This is a genomic window from Corynebacterium sp. BF-R-2 (assembly GCF_024586525.1).
In the GTDB taxonomy this organism is placed as follows: Bacteria; Actinomycetota; Actinomycetes; order Mycobacteriales; family Mycobacteriaceae; genus Corynebacterium; species Corynebacterium singulare.
This window is the reverse complement of record NZ_JAMFTP010000006.1, coordinates 144662-164128: the sequence shown is the minus strand read 5'-3', so window position 1 is coordinate 164128 and position 19467 is coordinate 144662. Positions and strand designations below refer to the sequence as shown.

General features: G+C 61.9%; 18 protein-coding genes. 8 read left to right on the top strand and 10 right to left on the bottom strand.

Annotation, left to right across the window (positions count from 1 at the left end; genetic code table 11):
- Positions 1–136: 136 nt before the first annotated feature.
- Together pstS and mshD are read right to left on the bottom strand one after the other, a co-directional pair.
- Positions 137–1261, bottom strand: a complete 1125-nt coding sequence (pstS, locus tag M5J09_RS05800) for a phosphate ABC transporter substrate-binding protein PstS (RefSeq protein WP_257157269.1) — start codon at positions 1259–1261, stop codon at positions 137–139.
- A 171-nt stretch (positions 1262–1432) separates the two neighbouring features.
- Positions 1433–2353 carry a mycothiol synthase gene (mshD, locus tag M5J09_RS05795; RefSeq protein WP_257157268.1) on the bottom strand — a complete coding sequence of 307 codons (921 nt, stop codon included), beginning with the start codon at positions 2351–2353 and terminating at the stop codon, positions 1433–1435.
- A 33-nt stretch (positions 2354–2386) separates the two neighbouring features.
- Here mshD and M5J09_RS05790 point away from each other — a divergent pair, with 33 nt between their 5' ends.
- Positions 2387–3223, top strand: coding sequence for a DUF2993 domain-containing protein (locus M5J09_RS05790; protein WP_257157267.1), 837 nt, complete (start codon positions 2387–2389; stop codon positions 3221–3223).
- A 58-nt stretch (positions 3224–3281) separates the two neighbouring features.
- Here M5J09_RS05790 and M5J09_RS05785 read toward each other — a convergent pair whose 3' ends face one another.
- Positions 3282–4322: a diacylglycerol kinase family protein gene (locus M5J09_RS05785; protein WP_257157266.1), complete on the bottom strand. Its 1041-nt coding sequence runs from the start codon at positions 4320–4322 to the stop codon at positions 3282–3284.
- A gap of 63 nt (positions 4323–4385) precedes the next feature.
- Between M5J09_RS05785 and M5J09_RS05780 the strand changes: the two genes are divergently transcribed.
- Positions 4386–5069 carry an FABP family protein gene (locus tag M5J09_RS05780; RefSeq protein WP_042532199.1) on the top strand — a complete coding sequence of 228 codons (684 nt, stop codon included), beginning with the start codon at positions 4386–4388 and terminating at the stop codon, positions 5067–5069.
- Between the two features lie 46 nt (positions 5070–5115).
- Here M5J09_RS05780 and M5J09_RS05775 read toward each other — a convergent pair whose 3' ends face one another.
- Positions 5116–5994 carry an aminodeoxychorismate lyase gene (locus M5J09_RS05775; protein WP_257157265.1) on the bottom strand — a complete coding sequence of 293 codons (879 nt, stop codon included), beginning with the start codon at positions 5992–5994 and terminating at the stop codon, positions 5116–5118.
- A 30-nt stretch (positions 5995–6024) separates the two neighbouring features.
- On the opposite strand from M5J09_RS05775, the gene M5J09_RS05770 reads away from it, so the two are divergent.
- Positions 6025–7086 carry a folate-binding protein gene (locus M5J09_RS05770; RefSeq protein WP_257157264.1) on the top strand — a complete coding sequence of 354 codons (1062 nt, stop codon included), beginning with the start codon at positions 6025–6027 and terminating at the stop codon, positions 7084–7086.
- Between the two features lie 187 nt (positions 7087–7273).
- The gene (locus tag M5J09_RS05765) at positions 7274–7486 is read left to right on the top strand and encodes a DUF3073 domain-containing protein (protein WP_042533434.1); all 213 of its coding nucleotides are present in this window, start codon (positions 7274–7276) and stop codon (positions 7484–7486) included.
- Between the two features lie 102 nt (positions 7487–7588).
- On the opposite strand, the gene purM is transcribed toward M5J09_RS05765, so the two are convergent.
- Genes purM through M5J09_RS05750 form a run of 3 tightly spaced genes read right to left on the bottom strand, consistent with a single transcriptional unit; the run spans position 7589 to position 10589 of the window.
- On the bottom strand, positions 7589–8641 hold the full coding sequence (gene purM, locus M5J09_RS05760; protein ID WP_070537264.1) for a phosphoribosylformylglycinamidine cyclo-ligase: 1053 nt from the start codon (positions 8639–8641) through the stop codon (positions 7589–7591).
- A 15-nt stretch (positions 8642–8656) separates the two neighbouring features.
- Positions 8657–10174 carry an amidophosphoribosyltransferase gene (gene purF, locus M5J09_RS05755; protein WP_374982102.1) on the bottom strand — a complete coding sequence of 506 codons (1518 nt, stop codon included), beginning with the start codon at positions 10172–10174 and terminating at the stop codon, positions 8657–8659.
- Positions 10175–10184: 10 nt separating this feature from the next.
- A complete protein-coding gene (locus M5J09_RS05750; RefSeq protein ID WP_257157263.1) occupies positions 10185–10589 on the bottom strand; it encodes a sterol carrier family protein in 405 nt (134 codons plus the stop codon).
- A 33-nt stretch (positions 10590–10622) separates the two neighbouring features.
- On the opposite strand from M5J09_RS05750, the gene M5J09_RS05745 reads away from it, so the two are divergent.
- Complete coding sequence (locus tag M5J09_RS05745) at positions 10623–11645, top strand: acyl-CoA thioesterase (protein ID WP_042532211.1); 1023 nt, start codon at positions 10623–10625, stop codon at positions 11643–11645.
- A gap of 51 nt (positions 11646–11696) precedes the next feature.
- Here M5J09_RS05745 and M5J09_RS05740 read toward each other — a convergent pair whose 3' ends face one another.
- Together M5J09_RS05740 and M5J09_RS05735 are read right to left on the bottom strand one after the other, a co-directional pair.
- Positions 11697–12641, bottom strand: a complete 945-nt coding sequence (locus M5J09_RS05740) for a MaoC/PaaZ C-terminal domain-containing protein (protein WP_257157262.1) — start codon at positions 12639–12641, stop codon at positions 11697–11699.
- Positions 12642–13967 carry a 3-oxoacyl-ACP reductase gene (locus M5J09_RS05735; protein ID WP_257157261.1) on the bottom strand — a complete coding sequence of 442 codons (1326 nt, stop codon included), beginning with the start codon at positions 13965–13967 and terminating at the stop codon, positions 12642–12644.
- 185 nt (positions 13968–14152) lie between these two features.
- Here M5J09_RS05735 and M5J09_RS05730 point away from each other — a divergent pair, with 185 nt between their 5' ends.
- From M5J09_RS05730 to M5J09_RS05720, 3 genes are all read left to right on the top strand, one after another.
- Positions 14153–15451 carry an acetyl-CoA C-acetyltransferase gene (locus M5J09_RS05730; protein WP_042532218.1) on the top strand — a complete coding sequence of 433 codons (1299 nt, stop codon included), beginning with the start codon at positions 14153–14155 and terminating at the stop codon, positions 15449–15451.
- A gap of 29 nt (positions 15452–15480) precedes the next feature.
- On the top strand, positions 15481–17559 hold the full coding sequence (locus M5J09_RS05725; protein ID WP_257157260.1) for an acyl-CoA dehydrogenase family protein: 2079 nt from the start codon (positions 15481–15483) through the stop codon (positions 17557–17559).
- Positions 17560–17651: 92 nt separating this feature from the next.
- A complete protein-coding gene (locus tag M5J09_RS05720; RefSeq protein WP_042532223.1) occupies positions 17652–18287 on the top strand; it encodes a DUF6891 domain-containing protein in 636 nt (211 codons plus the stop codon).
- Positions 18288–18400: 113 nt separating this feature from the next.
- Here the strand turns inward: M5J09_RS05720 and M5J09_RS05715 are convergent, their stop codons facing one another.
- Positions 18401–19417, bottom strand: a complete 1017-nt coding sequence (locus M5J09_RS05715) for a TDT family transporter (RefSeq protein WP_052471420.1) — start codon at positions 19415–19417, stop codon at positions 18401–18403.
- Between the last annotated feature and the right edge of the window lie 50 nt (positions 19418–19467).

Below are 19467 nucleotides of genomic sequence, written 5' to 3'. Positions count from 1 at the left end.
ACGAAATCCTTTTCAACGGAAGCAATTAAAAATATGTGACATGCCAGCGCCCCCAAAGCGCTCGTAACGGGCGGATTGGGGGCGAAAGCGGTGCTAGGCAGTGCGCCTAGCGGCAGCTATCACGCGCTAAGCGCTCTTACTGGATAGCGTCAACAGCAGCCTTCAGGCGCTCCAGGTGGTCGCCGGAGACCGGGATGAAGCCGGCGTTCTCCAGGTCCTCGTTCTGGTTGTCCAGAACGGTGTTGAAGAAGGCCTTGACCAGAGCGGAGGTCTCCTCATCGTAGCCAGCGGAGCAGACGATGTTGTAGGTGGTCAGGATGAGCGGGTAAGCACCCTCGTCGTCGGAAGCGAAGAGCTTCTCGGAGTCAACGACCATGTTGTGCTCGGAGCCGGTCTCCTTGAAGGCCAGGTGGTCCAGGGCAACGCCGACGGACTCGGAGGAGAGCTCAACCGGGCCGTTACCGAAGTCGATCTTGGCGATCTTGACGCCGTCGCCTTCCTTCTGGTGTGCGTAGCCAGCCTCAACGTAGGTGATGGCACCGTCAATGGAAGCAACCTGGTCAGCAACACCGGAGGAACCGTTAGCGCCCTCGCCGACAGCGTCAGGGAACTGCTTGCCCTCGGAGTCCCAGTTGCCGGTAGCGGACTTCAGGAACTTCTGGAAGTTGTCGGAGGTACCGGACTCGTCGGAACGGAAGATGACGGTGATGTCCTTCTCCGGCAGGTCGGTGCCCTCGTTCTCAGCCTTGATGGCGTCGTCGTTCCACTTGGTGATCTCACCCTTGAAGATCTTGGCCAGGGTGTCGGTGGAGAGGTTGACCTCAGTGTCACCCAGGTTGTAAGCGATAGCTACCGGACCGATGGTGGTCGGCAGGTGCCATGCATCGTTGCCGCCGCAACGCTCCTTGGCAGCCTCGACCTCACCCTTGTCCTCCTTCAGAGCGGAGTCAGAGCCGGCGAAGTCTACGGTGCCGCCGTTGAAGGCCTTAACACCAGCGCCGGAACCGGAGGAGGTGTAGGAGAAGTTAGCATCCGGGTACTCACCCAGGAAAGCCTTCTCAAAGACGGACATAGCGGACTTCTGGGAAGAAGCGCCTTCGCCGGAGAGGTCGCCGGAGACTTCCTTGGTCTCGGCGGCGTCAGAGCCACCCTCAGCTTTGTCAGAACCAGAGTCGTTGGAGTCGTTGCAGGCTACGAGAGCGGTGGAGGTAGCGGCGACAAGGCCGAAGATAGCGGCGGTGCGCTTGAAGTTGCGAATCACGGGAAACCTTTCCGGTGCGGATACAAGAGAATGATTGTCCGAGGAAACCGTCCACTGCCCCACCGGGGCGAGCACGATTAACTCACGAGAGGTAAAGCTATCCCGAGCGGGTTAACCACACAGGGATCAAGAGGTGAACAATCGGTTAACTTGTACCAAAAGGCCGTGAGACTAGTCACTTACTGACCAGACGCAGTGTTCCTCCGCGACAGAAAAGCCCAAACGTTCATAGGCCTTAACCGCCGGCTGGTTATCCGCCTCCACATACAGGATTACCTTGTCAGCACCTTTATCCTGCATGCGCTGCAGTCCGGCAGTGAGCAACGGGCCACCCAATCGGCGCCCGCGGTAGTCCTGGCTAAGCCCGACAACATAGACTTCACCAAAAGCTGGAGTGTCCTCTGTGTGCCATTTCAGCCAGTGGAAGCCTGCCATCGTGGCTGGCTCGCTGGGTGCGGCAGCGCCGTCCTCCTCCCACAGGAAAAGCACGTCGTCCGGATCGAACCACTCGGCCTCCATGCCGCGGTGCAGTCGTTCCAGATCCCAACCGCCTTGTTCCGGATGCCAGGAAAAGGCCTCATTGTTAGCGCGGACCCACTCTGTCTCCACGTGCTCGCGGCAGTAGCGCTCGACGGATTCCGTATAGGACAGAATCGTGAGCCCCGTAGACAGGGAGGGCCACGCCGCGGCCGCGCGCAGTGCCTCGCCCTCAATACTCATCACGAGCAGGCGTCTGACAACGTCCATCCCACACTTCTTCGCAAGTGCCTGCGCAGCCGGGAGGTTGCCATGGGCCCAGACCTGGGGATGGTCCGGGAGAGCGGCGACAAGCGCTTGCCCCACGCCACGGCCACGGTGCTGCGGCGCAACGACGAGCTCCACCGACTCCCCATCGCGCGCGGCGACACCCACGATCTCATCCCCTTCCGTGGCGAGTAGGTGCTCGTGACCCAGACGTGTATCCCGCAGACCGAGAAGAAACTGCTCGGACAGAGGATCAATGCCATCCTGGGCGGCAGCGGCACGGGCAAGTTGTTCAACCTGCTCAGCCAAGTCTGTGTGCTGCGGCAGACTGCTGTTCTCAATATTCATGCTTCCCAGCCTACGTGCGGTAGAAATAGAAGGGTGACCGTCATCCATCTCAGCCGCACCACCGTGCGCCTCGCCGCAGTGGCAGGCGTGGTGTTGGCCGCATGGCTGGCGGATTCTGCGGTGGCCATGCATGCAGAACACACCGTGGCGCAACAAGCAAAGGCCAGCTCACAGCTCGAAAACTCACCCGATGTCTACATCGGCGGCGTTCCCTTCACCGCAGCGGCAGTCACTTCAGAGATTCCCTATATCGAGGTCAACTCCTCTGACGTCGAGGTTCCCAAGCTCGGCATGGTCAATGCCTCCACCACTCTGCGTGATATCACCATCAGCCCCGAACAACTCTTCAACGGTGACTTAGAAGGTTCACCCGTATCGACCTACACGCGCAGCATCAGCCTCGATGGCGTTGCACTTGGCCGCTTGCTGGGCATCACGGATTTATCCATTGCCAATCCCGACAACATCTCCCCCACCGGTGGTTTATCCGCCGAGGCCGAACTCACCGGAACACTGCCCGGTGATACCACCAAGTCCACGGCTGCTGTCACGCTGCGCCTCGTCGGCCCGGAATTTCGAATGAGCGTGTATGGCACTGACGATGAACGCCTCAAGAAAGCCTTCAGCCTAGTGCTTGATACTCGCCAACTGCCGCTCCCGTCACAAGCAACGTCGGTGAAGCTGCACGGCGGATCAATTTCCTTTGAGGTGCAGCGCCGCAACATCACGTTGAAGGCAACCCAGCTCTCCCCTCTCGAGATCGATGGCTCGGAGGAGAAAGCCGTGGAGGACGCGGCGCAAAAAGCCCACGACACCGCCAACGAAGTGGGCAGCGCCCCAACAACGCCTCCCAGCTGGCGCCAAAACTAACGGGCCGTGGATTGTGCCACCCCCGGTGTCCACACCACCGCTGTACGTGGTACGCGCCTTATTTGATGCGGATGAAGTCCCGCAGCACTTCCCGGATGGTGCGCTGTGAGGCTGGGCGCGGATCAATAGGTGCGAAAACTTCCAGCGCATTCGGCACTGATTCGATGTGCACCTTGGTGAAGGTACCTTCGGATTCACCATCGGCCTGGAAGCGGTGCGGCTTTGGGCAGTCCAAGTCCACTTCGGCGGCATCCTCAAAGTGCAATGTACGGGCATCCGTGATTTTGTTCAGCCAGTGACGGTGATCCACACCAAAGAGGTGGAGAACTCCCACCAACCCATCGAAACCGTGAAGGTCAGAGACTCCGAACAGGCCCAGACCTTGGTCGAAGGAGTTGCGTGGATTAGTCACCACAGGAAGTGGGCCCAAGAAGGTCCACGGGTTAGTGTTGGACGTGAACATGAGCGGTACGTTCTCCGCCTCAAAGGTTTGTCCAGAACGCGATACTGCACGCACGTTGATGCGCGGCGGACGTACGCGGGCGCGCTGATAAGCCTGGAAAGCCACTGCAAGATAGCGCAGCGGGGTTGCCGAAAAGCCCTTCTCACGAGCGCGATCCACGCGGGCAAGAACGTCCGCGTCCAAACCGAACCCGGCGTTCACAGCAAACCAGCGGTCATTCCACGTTCCAAGGAACACCTCGCGGCGAATGTCGCGGTCGAGCATGCGCGCCAAGACGTGCGCGGCTTCCACCGGTGTGTTGGGGAACCCCAGTGCGCGCACAAAAACGTTGGCGGAACCGGTCGGAATCACCGCCAACGCTGGGATATCCTGTGGCGACGGGTGGGCCCGTCCATCCACCGGCCCGAGGAGGCCGTTGACAATTTCATTGACGGTGCCGTCCCCGCCGAAGGCCAGGATGACATCGAAATCTTTCCTGGTCATTCCCTCCACCATCTCTTCTGCATGGCCTGGGTAGTGGGTAAACTGCGTCAACAGGCGAAGCCCTTCCACACCGCGAATGATGGGCAGCACCTCTCGGAAGAGGGCTGCATTCTGGCTGGTGGAATTCGGGTTAGAAATGAGCAATACGCGCATGTCACCCAACAGTACTGGAGCCTAGTGGTGAGCGTCGGTGCGGCACGACTACGCTGGGGCAGCATGAGCGAACAGACGAATAACCAGAACCAGCCCGAAGACCGCCGCGGCGCGCACCCGGAGAACACCAAGATTGACGGCAACGAGGCCGTCAATCAGGCCGCGGAGGCATGGAAGGATGCCGCCTCGCGCAATATCCCCACCGTGACCGTGGCGGAGAACCCGCTGCCGGATGAGACCGCCAACCTGCGGCAGGGCCCATCCTTGCACGATGGTCTCTTGGGGCTCCTCCCCCTTGTTGGCGTGTGGCAGGGTGAGGGCCAGGCTCACAGCACCGACGGTGAACAGTACACCTTTGGCCAGCAACTGATTATCGCCCACGATGGTGAGAACTACCTGACCTACACCTCCCGCACCTGGAAGATCGATACCGAGGGCAACCCCACCGGACCCGACGTCCGCGAGACCGGTTTCTGGCGCATCTCCCTCAAAGATGAGATCGAAATGACCTATACCTCTTCTAATGGAATCAACGAGATCTTCTACGGCTCCCTCTTCAATGAGCGCGCCTGGCAGCTCGAATCCGCTTCCACCATGGTCACCGAAACTGGCCCGACTAACCTGGGCCCGGGCAAGCGCATGTACGGTCTCATGCCAAACAACAACCTCGGCTGGGTCGATGAGCGCCTCGTCGATGGCGAGATGCGCCCCTTCATGTCTGCCGAGCTCACCCGCGTCGCAGGCTAAGCTCAGGCACCTGAGTGAAGGCGGGAGGGATCTGCTTTCGGGGTGGTTAGCGGGCCAGGGAGGCGTCGATAAGCGCGCGGATCTCCTCCGCATTCCCTGGCGCCTTGAGTTTCACATCATCGAGGCGAGTCACCCGCACCGCGGTGCGCACGGAGGAGACCAGCCACACTGAGTCCGCTCCCTGCAGGTATTCCACGGTCAATTCCTTCGCTTTGCAGCGAAAGCCCTGCTTCGTGGCGTACTCAAAGAGCGCTGCCTGCGTGGTGCCAGGCAGGATTCCCTTGCCCGCCGGCGTGCGCAGTTTCGCACCTTTGACCGCCACGACTGTCGACGTCGCCCCTTCCAACACCAGCCCAGTCTCCGGGTCCGTGAAAATGACGTCATCAAACCCACGCTCGCGCGCCAAGCGCAGCGTAGCCATGGTGGCCGCATAGTTCAACGTCTTGGCCGGCAGCTCCTCCGCCACCTGCCACAGCCGCGGCGTGCTCATGACCTTGACACCGGTCTCGCGCTGTTTCAGCACGTCCTCTGGGATTTCCTGCACCACAACCCAAGCCGAAGGCACGCCCGTTGACGCCCGGCCGCGCGTGTACGTCCACGTGCACTTAGCCTCCGGAACCGGCTGTCCATCCGTCACCGGCCCACAAAAGTCCGTGATGGCTAGCTGTGTGGCCTTCTCCCACTTATGCATCGGCGGCTCTGGCAAGTCCAGCGCACGGGCCGACTGCGCGAAACGCTCGGCATGACGCTGAAAGTTCGCCGCCTTGCCATCACGCACGAGAAGCGACTCAAAGATGCCATCGCCACGGGTTACCGCAGCATCATCCCAGTGAACCAACGGCAGACTGGGCATATGGCGCCGCACCGACCCACCAAAAGGTTCGACAACGTAGATGACCGGCTCTTTTCGGGGCAGAAGGCTCATAAATCCGATTATGCCCTACCATCGGAAGACGTGAGTTACTCTTCGCCGCTTCTTTCCCGGCCCGGAGCCGCTGAGCTTCAGGGCACAACGCTTGTTGACGCCGCCGGAGTCCCCTGGCACTACGGCAACCCACTCGTGGAGCAGCGCGCCGTGGAGACTGGATCTGCGATTATTGACCGCTCCCAGCGCCGTGCCATCGCGGTGTCCGGCCCGGATGCTCCCGGTTTTCTGCATAACCTGCTGAGTCAGAAGCTTGATGACGTCACAACGGGCTTCGCCGCCGGCGCCCTCGATCTGGACATGCAGGGCCACGTGCTTCATCACATGGACCTCGTCTTCAGCGGTGAGACGTTCTACCTCGATGTCCCCTCACAGCAGTTCGATTCCCTCAAGGACTTCCTCACCAGGATGGTCTTTTGGTCCGACGTCACTGTGGAGGAAGCGGACCTCGCGGTCATCACCGTCCTCGGCACTGCACTGCCCGCGCCCTCCGCGGTCGTGGCCGAACGCACCGTCTACTGGCCAGGCTGCCCACGCCAGGATTTCCTTGTTCCCCGCGCTGAGCTTGAGGTCGCTGCGGCGGAACTCGAGTCACGTGGCGGCACGCTCGCAGGCCTCATGGCGTTTACCGCCGAGCGCGTCAAGGCCCTCGAGCCGGAACTCGCCGCGGACTTAGATGCCAAGGCCATCGCCCACGAAGTCCCGCACTGGATTCGACGCAGCGATGAGCGCCCAGCCTTCGTCCACTTGGAGAAGGGGTGCTATCGCGGCCAGGAAACCGTGGCGCGCGTGGAGAACCTTGGGCGCTCACCGCGGTTGCTCGTCCTCCTCTACCTCGACGGCTCCGCGCCAGAAGCACCGGAGAGCGGTGCTGACATCACGCTGGGCGGCCGCCGCGTAGGCCGCCTCGGCACGGTGGTGGAAGATTGCGATTTCGGTCCTATTGCGCTGGGGCTTGTCAAACGCTCGGCGCTGAGCCAGGGCGATCTGGCCATCGGCCCGGTCGCCGCGTCTGTGGAACCGGAGTCCATCCCACAGGACGAGGGCCCTAAGGCGGGACGTGCTGCTGTGGATCGTCTGCGCGGGCGGTAGTGGCAAACCGCACACGGCTGCATCTGCGCGGGGTATAGCACTTTTTCAGCCCGTTGCTGGGGGTAGTTCGGAATTTTTTCGTCACACGCGCTATGGTGTCTTACAGGAACATACACATATCTGACTAAGACGATGGGGCGGCCAAGAATCCCTGGACCGCCCTACACACCTCAAGGGGGTCATGCACATGGGACGCGGACGCGCAAAGGCAAAGCAGACCAAAGTTGCACGCCAGCTGAAGTACAATTCGCCCGAAATGGATCTGGACTCTCTCCAGCGCGAGCTCGCGTCACAGCGTTCCCGCGACGAGGATGCTGACCAGTACTCGGAATATGCCGATTATGACGAGGATGACTGGGATTCGGACGAATGGGATGAGGACGATTCCGACGAGCGTTAAGCTCCTCAGACTCAGCCCTCAGCACGTATGCACAAGGCCGGTGGCCTCCCCCTCCCAGTCCATGGGAGGTGAGACCACCGGCCTCTGCTATGTCAGCGAGTTCTAGTATCCCGGGTGTTCACCGGTCATCAGAACGCGTGGCTCGCCTTCATTCGCCGAACGTACCGTGCCCAGCTCCCAGGCCTCGACGTGGCGGGCGGCCATCATAGCCAGCGCGCGCTCACGATCCTCTGGCGCCACGACGGCAATCATGCCCACGCCCATGTTGAAGGTCTTCTCCATCTCTTCGAGAGCGACCTTGCCCACGGAGGAAATGGTTTTAAAAATCTGACCCGGAGTCCACGTGGAGCGGCTGACCTCAGCAGTCAGGCCTTCCGGAATAACGCGCTCCAGGTTGCCGGCCAATCCACCACCGGTGACGTGGCAGAAGGTCGACACTGCGCACTCGGACGTCAGCGCCAGGCAGTCCTTGGCGTAGATTCGCGTCGGCTCCAGTAGCTCCTCGCCGAGGGTGCGGCCAAGGTCCTCCATGTAGCCGTCGAGCGGCAGGCCAGCTTGCTCCAGTAGGACGTAACGCGCTAGGGAGTAGCCGTTGGAGTGCAGTCCCGAGGATTTCATGGCGATCAGCACGTCGCCGTCGCTCACCTTGTCTGGACCGAGCAGCTCATCGGCTTCAACCACGCCCACGGCGGTGGCGGACACATCGTACTCATCCTTGCCCATCACACCTGGGTGCTCGGCGGTCTCGCCGCCCAGCAGCGCGGCACCGGCCTGGACACAACCTTCGGCAATGCCCTTGACTATGTCTGCGATTTTCTCCGGCACAACCTCGCCCACGGCGATGTAATCCTGCAGGAAGAGTGGTTCTGCGCCGCACACAACGAGGTCATCGACGCACATGGCTACCAGGTCAATACCGATGGTGTCGTGCTTATCCATCGCCTGGGCCACGGCCAACTTGGTGCCCACGCCGTCGGACCCAGCAGCCAGGACCGGTTCCTTGTACTCGCCCAGCTTAAACAGACCGGCGAAACCACCGAGTCCGCCCATGACCTCCGGGCGGGAGGCACGCTTAGCGTGTGGGGTAATCAGCTCAACCGCGCGGTCGCCCTCTTCGATGTTGACGCCAGCGGCTGCATACGTGTTTTCACTCATGTGAGACTTTGGTCCTTACTCGTTAGTCGAAGTCGAGCCCTGCAGGGTGCGCACGGCCTCAGCATTGGGGTTTCCGGCCGGAAGGCCAAGCGGGTACTTGCCGTCGAAGCAGGCACAGCACAGCTCGTTGCGCGGTTGCTCCGTGGCGGCCACCATCTCATCGATGGAGACAAACCCTAGGGAATCCGCACCAATGGCGGTGCAGATGGTCTGCGCTACCTCCTCCGGGTCATCGGAGGGGTTAGCGTTAGCGATGAGCTCGCCGGGGGAGGCAAAGTCAATGCCGTAGAAGCACGGCCACTTCACCGGCGGGGAGGCGATGCGCACGTGCACTTCAGCCGCACCGGCCTCGCGCAGCATGCGGATGAGCGCACGCTGCGTGTTACCGCGCACGATGGAATCATCCACCACGACGATGGACTTACCATTAATGACCTCGCGCAGCGGGTTGAGCTTCAGGCGGATACCCATCTGCCGCTGGGACTGCGTGGGTTGGATGAAGGTGCGCCCCACGTAGGAGTTCTTGACCAGGCCATGCGCGAAGGTCAAGCCGGATTCACGTGCATAGCCCACGGCGGCAGGGTTTCCGGATTCGGGCACGGGAATGACCATGTCGGCATCGGGCGCTGGGTACTGCCGCGCTAGACGACGCCCAATTTCCACCCTCGTCGCATTCACCGAACGGCCCTTGATGTCCGTGTCAGGGCGTGCCAAATAGACATATTCGAAGACGCAGCCGTGACGCTTAGTCTCCGAAAAGCGCTCGGAGCGAATGCCAGTCTCATCAATAGCGACGAGCTCACCTGGCTCGATCTCACGGATGAATTGTGCGCCCACGATGTCGAGCGCACAGGTCTCGCTGGCCACGACCCAGCCGGTGCTGAGGCGCCCTAGGGCCAGCGGGCGCACACCGTGCGGGTCACGCGCGGCATACAAGGTGTGCCCGTCGGTGAACGTCAGGCAGTATGCGCCTTTCACGTCGGGCAGGAGTTTCAGGGCGGAATCAAAGACGGAAGTGTCCTCCGAAACGCCGTCCGCCAGCAGCATGGACAGGCACATGGAATCGGAGACGGATTCCTCCTGCGGCTTGATGAGTCCGCGTTTAACGGCCTCCGCGCGCAGTTCCAGGTAGTTCACTAGATTGCCGTTGTGGCCGAGTGCGATGTCGACGCCGCTGGGCGACGTCCCGAACATCGGCTGCACATTGGACCATTCCTTGCCGCCCGCCGTGGAATAACGGGTATGCCCCACTGCCACATTGCCGTGCAGCGAGCTCAGAATGGATTCATCAAAGACGTTGGACACCAAGCCCATGTCCTTGAAGACAACGATGCGGTCATCATCACCCACCGCAATGCCCGCGGCTTCCTGACCGCGGTGCTGGAGGGCAAAGAGGCCGAAATAGGTGAGCTTAGAAACCTCTTCTCCTGGGGCCCAGACTCCGAAAACGCCACATTCTTCGCGGGGCTCCGGATCCTGGGAGGGATCCGTGGACAGGGGTGTGCTCGTGTTGGGGTCGTGTTCAGCTACCACGGCGCTTATCCTAGCGGTTCCGGTCTGCGAAAACTAACGGAATGACGGGCAACCACTCCGCAATTTCGTGGGCTCGGGAACCGGAAGCCTCAAGGTTAGGGCTGGCCAGCGCCTGTTCCCAGGACACTACCCCGGTGGCCAGTTGCAACCAGGTACGAGGATCCATTTCCACCACATTCGGAGGGGTGCCCCGGGTATGGCGCGGGCCTTCGATGCACTGAACTGCCACGAATGGGGGGACTCGTACTTCCACCGAGTGGCCCGGCGCGTCGGCCTCCAGCAAGCGGGCGGTCATGCGGGTAGCCTGCGCAAGTGCCGCGCGACCTGGTTTTTCCACCTCCTCCGGATTCTGGATCCAGGCCGCGATGACCTCGACGGCGGCGCGGGTGGTGGCGGCATCAGCGGCCTTCTTCATACGTGAACCACTCTCCCTGCTAATTTGTTATCCATGTCACCTACTCTGTCGGAAGAAAAGAAACCGGTTTCTACCGGGAAGTCCCCCTCCATCACGCTGCGCTTTATGGCTGCGCCCACCGATCTCACCATCGCTGGTGCCCAGGGCATCGGCGGCGGACGCGTCCTGGAATGGATCGACAAGGCCGCCTATGCCTGTGCGGTGCAGTGGTCAGGGACCTACTGCGTGACAGCCTACGTGGGCCATATTCATTTCACACGTCCCATCCCCTCGGGCCACCTCGTGGAGGTGCGCTCCCGCATCGCCATGACGGGCCGGTCGTCCATGCACATCGTCAACGAGGTTCTTTCCGCGGACCCCCGCGACGGTATTTTCACACGTGCCTGCGACTGTCTCGTCATCTTCGTGGCCAAGGACACTGAAACCGGAAAGGCAGTTCCCGTGCCTCCGCTGACCCCGGAGTCCACCGAGCACCAGCGCGTGTGGGAGGCTGCGGAGTCCCGCATTGAGCTGCGCAAGGCCATCGAGGAAGAGATGGAAAAGCAGACCTATGACGGCCCCTCGGATGCGCCGCGCATGATCAACCGCTTCCTTGCCAAGCCCACAGACGTCAACTGGGGCGGCAATGTCCACGGCGGCACCGCCATGGAGTGGATCGATGAGGCAGGCTCTGCCTGCACGATGGAGTGGTCTGGCGAACACACCGTTGCGGTGTATGCCGGCGGCATTCGTTTTTACCGCCCGATTCACATCGGCGACCTCATTGAGGTCGATGCCCGCATGATGCGCACCGATGCCCGTTCGATGCAGATGTCGGTGCACGTGCGCTCCGGCAACCCTCGCGGCGGCCGTGAGAAGCTGCAGACCGCCATTCATGCCACGGTGTCCTACATGGCCATGGACGCTGACTGGCAGCCGCTGGCCGCCCGTCAGTTCACTCCGCGCACAGAGGAGGACAAGCGCCTGTGGGAGCACGCCGGCATTCTGCGTGGTCTGCGCGGCAAGTACTCCCCCAAGCCGCTAGTGGTGGCGCCGAAGCACCAGCATCTGGATTAAGAAGCACCAGCATCTGGATTAATCCGAGATTAATCCAGATAGCCACGCCAATTAGGCTAGCGACTCCACGCGGGCCGCAACATGGAGGGTGCTGGGGTCCTTGGCCTTGCGCAGCGTCACGGTGCGCGTACCACCGCGCACCCCGGCGTTATCGCCGCTGTCGGCACCGGTTTGGTCCACGTACACGCCGGTGGTCGCTGGCAAGATGACCGGCTTGTAGAAGTCGGCGGTGATTCGCGTAGCGCCGCTCAGTACGCCCTCCAGTACCGACAGCATGCGCGCGTGGGTGTACATGCCGTGCGCGATGGTGGCGGGGAAGCCGAACAGCTTCGCGCCGACCTTGGAGACGTGGATGGGGTTCTTGTCTCCCGAAGCCTCGGCATAGACGCGTGTGCTTTCAGGGGTGAAGCGCAGCGTAGCCGTCGAAGTGCCGGCTTCATCGCCTGGGAAGTCGAGGAAACGCTCCGCCTCGGGACGAGTCGTGACTTCCTGTGGGGTCTCCTTGGTGAATTTCGCACCCTGTCCGAGGAAAGCTGAGGTCTGACGCCAGATCTCCTCTCCATACACGCTGTACGTCGTCACCATGTCGATAACAAGGCCCTTGCGGTGCGGGCGAAGATTCTCCGCATGGACCGCGATATCAAGGGCCTCATCCACACGCAGCGGGCGAGTCTGCTCGATACGGTTGGACAGGTGCACCACGCCGAGCGCGGGGAACGGGAAGTCCTTGGCCGCCATCACCTTAATGGCCAGCGGGAACGCCAGGGCGTATGGGTAGGTGGCCGGCAGTTCGTTGCTCAGGCGCAGGCCGGTGGCCTGGCAGTAGCGCGCCAGATGCTCAGCATCAACGTGCACGCCTTCGACACGGTAGGCGGTCTGAGGGTCGGCCACTGTGCGCTTTCCGACGCCCACCCCCGGCACCGGCACCGCACCCACCATAAGAGAGCGGTACAGCGCGGACAGATCTGGAATTTCTTTCAGGATGGTGTAGTTCATTTAGGCTCCCATGAGGTTCTGGCCACACACGCGGACGGTATTGCCGGTCACCGCTGCGGAGGCGGGAGCGGCAAAGAAGGCGACGGTCTCAGCCACATCAACCGGCTGACCACCCTGCTGCAGGGAGTTGAGGCGGCGGCCGATTTCACGCGGACCGGTCGGCATCGCAGCGGTCATGGCGGTCTCGATAAAGCCTGGGGCTACGGCATTGATGGTGGAACCGTTCTCGGCAAGGACGGGACGGAGGGAGTCGACAACCCCGATGATGCCCGCCTTGGTGGTGGCATAGTTCGTCTGACCACGGTTGCCGGAAATGCCGGCCATGGAGGACACACCAATGACGGATGCGCCCGGCGCGAGGGAACCAGACTCGAGGAGGTTCTCGGTAATGCGGACCGGGGCAAGAAGGTTGACAGCAAGAACGGAATCCCACTGCCCCTCGTTCATGTTGGCCATCAACTTGTCGCGGGTAATGCCGGCGTTGTGCACGATGACGTCGATGGCGCGGCCATGGCGCTCCTGGGCGTGCTGCGCAATCTTCTCTGCTGCCTGCGGGTCCGTGACGTCGAGCGGCAGAGCGGTACCCTTAACCTGGTTAGCAGTCTTGGCCAGGTGCTCGCTGGCTTGCGGAACGTCAATGCAGATGACGTCGGCACCATCGCGGGAGAGCACCTCGGCGATGGTGGCGCCGATACCGCGCGCAGCACCGGTGACCACGGCAAGTCGGCCCTCCAGCGGCTTCTCCCAGTTGTGGGGACCCTGACCCTCGCCCTGCGCGGTGACGCGAACAACCTGACCGTCTACGAAGGCGGACTTACCGGAGAGGAAGAAACGAAGGGTGGACTCCACCTCAGCGGTGGCGGCTGGGTCCGCCCAGACAAGGTTCACGGTTCCGCCCTTGCGCATTTCCTTCGCAAGGGAGCGGGTAAACCCTTCCAGGGCACGGGCGGCGATGCGGGCGTCGATAGTATCGGCAGCCTCCGGAGTGGTGCCGACGACGACGATGCGCGCGCACGGCAGGAGGTTGCGCATCTGCGGATTGAAGAAATCATAGAGCTCACGCAGCTGCTCTGGGGTCTCGAGGCCGGTGGCATCAAAGACAAGGGCAGCGCGCTTGGCTTCCGCGGAGGAGTCAATGACCTGGTAGTCCACGGCAAGCTGGGAGCGGAGGAACTCGGCGATGCGGCCTTGGCCGCCGAGAACGATGGGGCCTTCGAGGGCAGGTTCGCCAGCCTTGTGGCGGCGGAGGGGGTAGCCCTGTGGCACACCCGCCTTGGCGGCGAGCGGGGAGTTAATGAGTTTCTCAGCGATGGTGACGTGCGACATGTAGGGGCGCGATCCTTTCTTAAATCTTCACAACCTTGCGAGCTTTGTTGCCCTGGTTGCAAGGTTAGTTAATTGAGTGATAGAACTAACACTATCACTTTAAGTGTGATGCGAAATTCCTGAAGGGGTCTTCACCCCCTCTCACGGGATGACTCGCACCAAACCACCCCGTGAAGGAGCTTTAGATGACCACCCCTCAGCACCGCGTAGCCATTCTGGGCGGCAACCGCATCCCGTTTGCCCGCTCGAATAAGCAGTACGCCCATGCTTCCAACCAGGACATGCTCACCAGCGCTCTTGATGGCCTCGTGGCTCGTTACGGCCTCCACGACGAGCGCCTGGGACTCGTGGCCGCCGGTGCTGTGCTCAAGCACTCCCGCGACTTCAACCTCACCCGTGAGGTCGTCCTCGGTTCCGCGCTGGACTCCACCACCCCGGCTATCGACGTGCAGCAGGCCTGCTGCACCTCCCTCGCCGCCGCCATCCACGTCGGCGACGCTATTGCCCAGGGCCGCATCTCCGCTGGTATCGCCGGCGGCACGGACACCACCTCGGATGCCCCGCTCGCCGTCAATGACAACCTGCGCCGCACTCTGCTCAACCTCACCCGCGCCAAGTCCGCCGCCCAGCGCGCTCAGCTCATCGGCTCCATCCGCCCCTCCCAGCTGGCCCCGGAGCAGCCGCAGAATGGTGAGCCGCGCACCGGCTTGTCCATGGGTGACCACGCCGCCATCACCGCCCGCGAAATGAAGGTCAGCCGTGAGGCTCAGGACGAGCTCGCGCTAGCCTCCCACCAGAACCTCCACAAGGCCTGGGAAGAGGGCTTCTTTACCGACCTGACCACTGGCTTCCTCGGCGTGAACCGCGATACCAACCTGCGCCCGGATTCTTCCCTTGAGTCTCTGGCCAAGCTCAAGCCAGTCTTCGGCAAGCGCGACGCCGAGCAGCACGGAGCCCAGGCCACCATGACGGCAGGTAACTCCACGCCGTTGACCGATGGTGCCTCCGTTGCCCTCCTCAGCTCTGAGGAATGGGCCGCTGAGCACAACATTGAGCCGCGTGCCTTCCTCGTTGACTCTGAAACCGCCGCCGTCGACTTCGTCCACGGCCCGGATGGCCTGCTCATGGCCCCCACCTACGCTGTTCCGCGCCTCTTGGAGCGCAACAACCTCTCCCTGCAGGACTTCGACTTCTACGAAATCCACGAAGCCTTCGCCTCCCAGGTCCTGGCCACCCTCTCCGCATGGGAAGACGAGACCTACTGCCGCGAGCGCCTCGGTCTGCAGTCCGCACTCGGCTCGATCGACCGTTCCAAGCTCAACGTCAAGGGGTCCTCGCTCGCTGCCGGCCACCCGTTCGCGGCAACCGGAACCCGCATTCTTGCTACGACTGCGAAGATTCTCGAAGAGAACGGCGGCGGCCGCGCCCTGATCTCCATCTGTGCTGCCGGCGGCCAGGGTGTCGCAGCCATCGTCGAGCGTTAAAGAAATTTATTCAGAAAGGAAATACCCCCATGCCATTGACTAAGTCCTCCGACAAGAAGTCCAACGCCGATCTCAATAAGAACGCCTCCAACGACGCCCCAAAGGCAGAGGCTCGTAGCCCGCGCCGCCTGCCGTCCACGCCGAAGCCGGCTGTGGCCACGGAGCTGGGCGCGCTTCTCGACGGCCCCCACGCCGCCTTCCGCGATGAACTGCGTACCTTCCTCAACGACCCGGAGCTTTTCCCGAAGTCTCACCTGCCCATGGCGGAGCAGCGTGAGCACACCTTCAACAACCTGGCCAAGGTGCGCGACTTCGGCGGCTTCAAGCACGGCCTGCGCCGCGACAACGGTGGTTCCGGTAAGCCGAACCTCTCCACCTTCACCCTCGAGGGCCTGGCGTGGGTCGATGGCTCCCTCGCCATCAAGTCTGGCGTGCAGTGGGGTCTGTGGGGCGGCGCCCTAGACCAGCTCGGCACCGAGCGCCATATCGAGTGGGTTCAGAAGGCCGCCAACTTGGAGCTACCTGGTTGCTTCGCCATGACCGAGCGCGGCCACGGCTCCGACGTGCAGTCGTTGGAAACCACCGCTACCTACGACCCTGAGACCCAGGAATTCGTCGTGCATACCCCGTCCGACACCGCCGTGAAGAACTACATCGGTAATGCCGCCAAGGATGGCCGCGCTGCTGTCGTCTTCACCCAGCTCATCACCCCGGAGAGCGACGGCCGCTCCCACGGCGTTCACGCCATCATCGTGCCCATTCGCGATGAAGAGGGCAATGAACTGCCGGGTGTGACCTTGGGCGACCATGGTCACAAGGGCGGCCTGGTGGGCGTCGACAATGGCACCCTTCGCTTCGACCACGTCCGCGTGCCGCGCGAGAACCTGCTCAACCGCTTCGCGGACGTTGATGAGGACGGTAAGTACACCTCCCCCATCAAATCCAAGAACGCTCGCTTCTTCACCATGCTCGGCACCCTCATTCGCGGCCGTATTGGCGTGTCTGGTGCCGCTGGTGCTGCCACCGAGGCCTCCCTCGACATCGCGGTTCGCTACGCCAACCGCCGCCGCCAGTTCGAAGGTGCAACCGGCGCCGAGAAGCGCCTCATCGAGCACCGCCAGCACCGCCGCCGCCTGCTCATCCCGCTGGCCCGCACCTACGCACTGCACCTGCTCTACAACCAGATTCTGGAGCGCTACCAGGAGCAGAACGACCAGCACGAGGCCGGCACCTGGTCCGTCACGGAGCCGACCGAGGAGCAGAAGTTCGCCTCCCGCGAGATGGAATCCCTCGCGGCCGCCATCAAGTCCGCACAGACCCAGCACGCGACCCGCACCATCCAGGAGTGCCGTGAGGCATGCGGTGGTGCTGGCTACATGTCGGAGAACCGTCTGACCACCTACCGCGCCGACTCGGATGTCTTCGCCACCTTCGAGGGTGACAACACCGTCCTCATCCAGATGGTGGGCAAGAACCTCCTCACCGCCTACGGCCGTGAGATGAATGACATGAGCCCGTGGGACACCGTGAAGTACGCGGCGACGACCGCCACCGATGTGGTCAAACGCCGCTACGGCTTCACCACCCGCCTACAGGGCTTGGTCGACCGCGTGAATCCGTCCGAGGCCTCGCTCTTCGATGCCACGTACCAGGCCAAGCTTATCGACGACCGCGCCCAGTCCGTCCTCTTCTCCCTCGTGCGCCGCATCCAGCCGGCCCGCAAGGCAGACAAGGTCCAGGCAGCCGCGATTGTGGACCAGTGCCAGGACCACCTCATTGCCGCCGGCTGGGCCCGCGTCGACACCTTGCTCGTGCAAGCAATGGTTGAGGCTGAGGAGCGTCTCGAGGAGGGCTCAATGGCCCGCCAGGTCTTCGAGCAGCTGCGTCACCTCTTCGTCTTCGACGCCATCGTGCAGCACGCCGGCTGGTACCAGGAGCACAACCTCATCCCGGCTGGCCGCATCAAGGCTGCCCGCGCCGCCATCAACGACCTCGTTGATTCGCTGGCGCCGTGGTCCGTCGTGTTGGTCGACGCCTTCGGCGTTCCGGCTGAGGTCCACAACATCCCGATGCTCAACGAGGCAGGCGTGGACCCGCTCCACAAGTAAGCCACTACCGCATTTCTCGGAAGACACCCCGCAGGCGGGGTGTCTTCCCTGTTTTCGGACAGTACCTTTTAGAGTTGTTTACTCTCTGAGCTATGACCACACAGCATCCAATGTTCTCCAGTTCGTTTCCGCCCTCCGATGATCTCTTGGTCTCCGGCACTCTGCGCAACGACATCTCGCTGCATTTGTGTCACGGCCACTCACGCCGGGACATTCACAACGACTTCTTCGAACTCCTCGATTCCCCAGCCGAGTGGGAGATGGTGCGCAAGGACCCGTTCCCCGAAGACTTCGATGCCATCATCGACGAGGTAGCCGCTGAGTACGCACAGAAAGTTACAGAAAAGTCTGCTGACGCACAGCGCCTCGAGAACCTCCGGGATGAACTCCAGCAACGCGACCTGGTCTTCAGCTTTGACGAGGGCTGGGATGCCTCCGAAGGAGCCGAGTACGGTGCTGAAAAGGCGGAAGAAGATGATGCCGCGGGCTATGTTTATTGCCACATGCAGGACGTCGACCGGTTGATTCATACCGGTGACCTCCTGTTCGGCTTTGGCACCATGAAAACCGATGCCGAACTCAGCACGGCCGAGGCCGTGGGTGAGCGGCTCGTCGAAGCACTACGTGCGAGTGGTTTTGACCCTGAGTGGGACGGCAACCCCAACGCGCGTGTCCTGTGCCAAGGTCTCGTTGTCGAATTCCCCCTCGCGGACGACCTCACCGACTAGGCGCCCCCAAATGGTCAGCCCCTCATTCGGCTAGCCCGCGACAACCATCCAGATGGCTACCATGTGCTCGCAGGGCTGACATCTTCCAGTGCGCCGCCTCAGTGTTTATTGCCTTAACTGGATGAACTGCGAGCCCTCCCCCAAGTTATTGCGACAGCACCGAAAGTCGCCCAAGCGATGTGCACAAGAAGAAGAATAAGCAGGGCGGCGCTGACAGTATCTAACCATTCCACATTCCACGACAGCATAGTGCCCTGCGTAGACAAGGCATGAGTACCGAGGCAACACGTGCCTACAGGAAAAGTACTGGCCCACCACGAAGGGTTGTAGGACATTGGAGTGCTGCCCAAGACTGCCCCCCAGTGTTTGGTGACGGCATAGACAGCTAACGGGACACCGAGGCTGAGCATCGCGGCGCCGTAGACCGCAGCTCGAAGATGCCATTGATCTCCGTCGAGCAATTTGTCACCAGCGAGTAGCTGCGCGGCTGCGGTGGACTGGCCAACCAGGCCGAGTGGGATCCAAGCAGTGGCGGCGAAGCTGGTGGGAAGCTTGGGAAAAGTGCGCAGGTAGACGAAGACAAACGTGGGTATCGCGGTAGTCCATGCCAGCACAAAGCAGGCCACACCGATACCGTGGACTACCGAAGCCCACTCGCCAGCATGTGGTGTCAATTGCGCTGAGGACGTAGCGGCCACCATGGGTGCTACGAGGGGCAATCCCCAGGTGAATGCCGGCCCAGAGGGGCGTGTGACGATAAGGAAATGGAGAAATCGAAGGCAGGTAACGACGCCAAGGACTGTTCCTACTCCCCAGCACAGCGCATGGATTGTCCAAGCAGTGAAAACACCGGAGTATGCGCTCCCCAAGGCGAGGATGCCCATTGAAGCCATACCCCACGATGGCATTACAGTGGAGTGAAATCCAGGAACGCGATTTCTCAAGAAGCCGATCAGGAGCGCTAGGGCTAGAGAGGTTGCAATCCCAAGCATGAATGCGGCGGGCAGCCTACCCACAACTGGCGTCAGATGAATGTTGATAAGGGTCGATGAGATCGATAGACCCATGAGTGAGCCAGCCCAGGCAGGGCCTAGAGGTGGGAGATCTATCTCATCTTGAATTTTTAACATGGGTTTCAGGCTAGGTACTGCCGCGACGAAGCGGGAGAGCGCACAAACCG

Excerpts from the sequence above, each read along its gene's own strand:
- mshD (WP_257157268.1), bottom strand. The coding sequence starts at position 2,353 with ATGAATATTGAGAACAGCAGTCTGCCGCAGCACACAGACTTGGCTGAG.
- M5J09_RS05785 (WP_257157266.1), bottom strand. The coding sequence starts at position 4,322 with ATGCGCGTATTGCTCATTTCTAACCCGAATTCCACCAGCCAGAATGCA.
- M5J09_RS05780 (WP_042532199.1), top strand. The coding sequence starts at position 4,386 with ATGAGCGAACAGACGAATAACCAGAACCAGCCCGAAGACCGCCGCGGC.
- M5J09_RS05775 (WP_257157265.1), bottom strand. The coding sequence starts at position 5,994 with ATGAGCCTTCTGCCCCGAAAAGAGCCGGTCATCTACGTTGTCGAACCT.
- M5J09_RS05765 (WP_042533434.1), top strand. The coding sequence starts at position 7,274 with ATGGGACGCGGACGCGCAAAGGCAAAGCAGACCAAAGTTGCACGCCAG.
- purM (WP_070537264.1), bottom strand. The coding sequence starts at position 8,641 with ATGAGTGAAAACACGTATGCAGCCGCTGGCGTCAACATCGAAGAGGGC.
- M5J09_RS05750 (WP_257157263.1), bottom strand. The coding sequence starts at position 10,589 with ATGAAGAAGGCCGCTGATGCCGCCACCACCCGCGCCGCCGTCGAGGTC.
- M5J09_RS05745 (WP_042532211.1), top strand. The coding sequence starts at position 10,623 with ATGTCACCTACTCTGTCGGAAGAAAAGAAACCGGTTTCTACCGGGAAG.
- M5J09_RS05740 (WP_257157262.1), bottom strand. The coding sequence starts at position 12,641 with ATGAACTACACCATCCTGAAAGAAATTCCAGATCTGTCCGCGCTGTAC.
- M5J09_RS05735 (WP_257157261.1), bottom strand. The coding sequence starts at position 13,967 with ATGTCGCACGTCACCATCGCTGAGAAACTCATTAACTCCCCGCTCGCC.
- M5J09_RS05730 (WP_042532218.1), top strand. The coding sequence starts at position 14,153 with ATGACCACCCCTCAGCACCGCGTAGCCATTCTGGGCGGCAACCGCATC.
- M5J09_RS05725 (WP_257157260.1), top strand. The coding sequence starts at position 15,481 with ATGCCATTGACTAAGTCCTCCGACAAGAAGTCCAACGCCGATCTCAAT.
- M5J09_RS05720 (WP_042532223.1), top strand. The coding sequence starts at position 17,652 with ATGACCACACAGCATCCAATGTTCTCCAGTTCGTTTCCGCCCTCCGAT.
- M5J09_RS05715 (WP_052471420.1), bottom strand. The coding sequence starts at position 19,417 with ATGTTAAAAATTCAAGATGAGATAGATCTCCCACCTCTAGGCCCTGCC.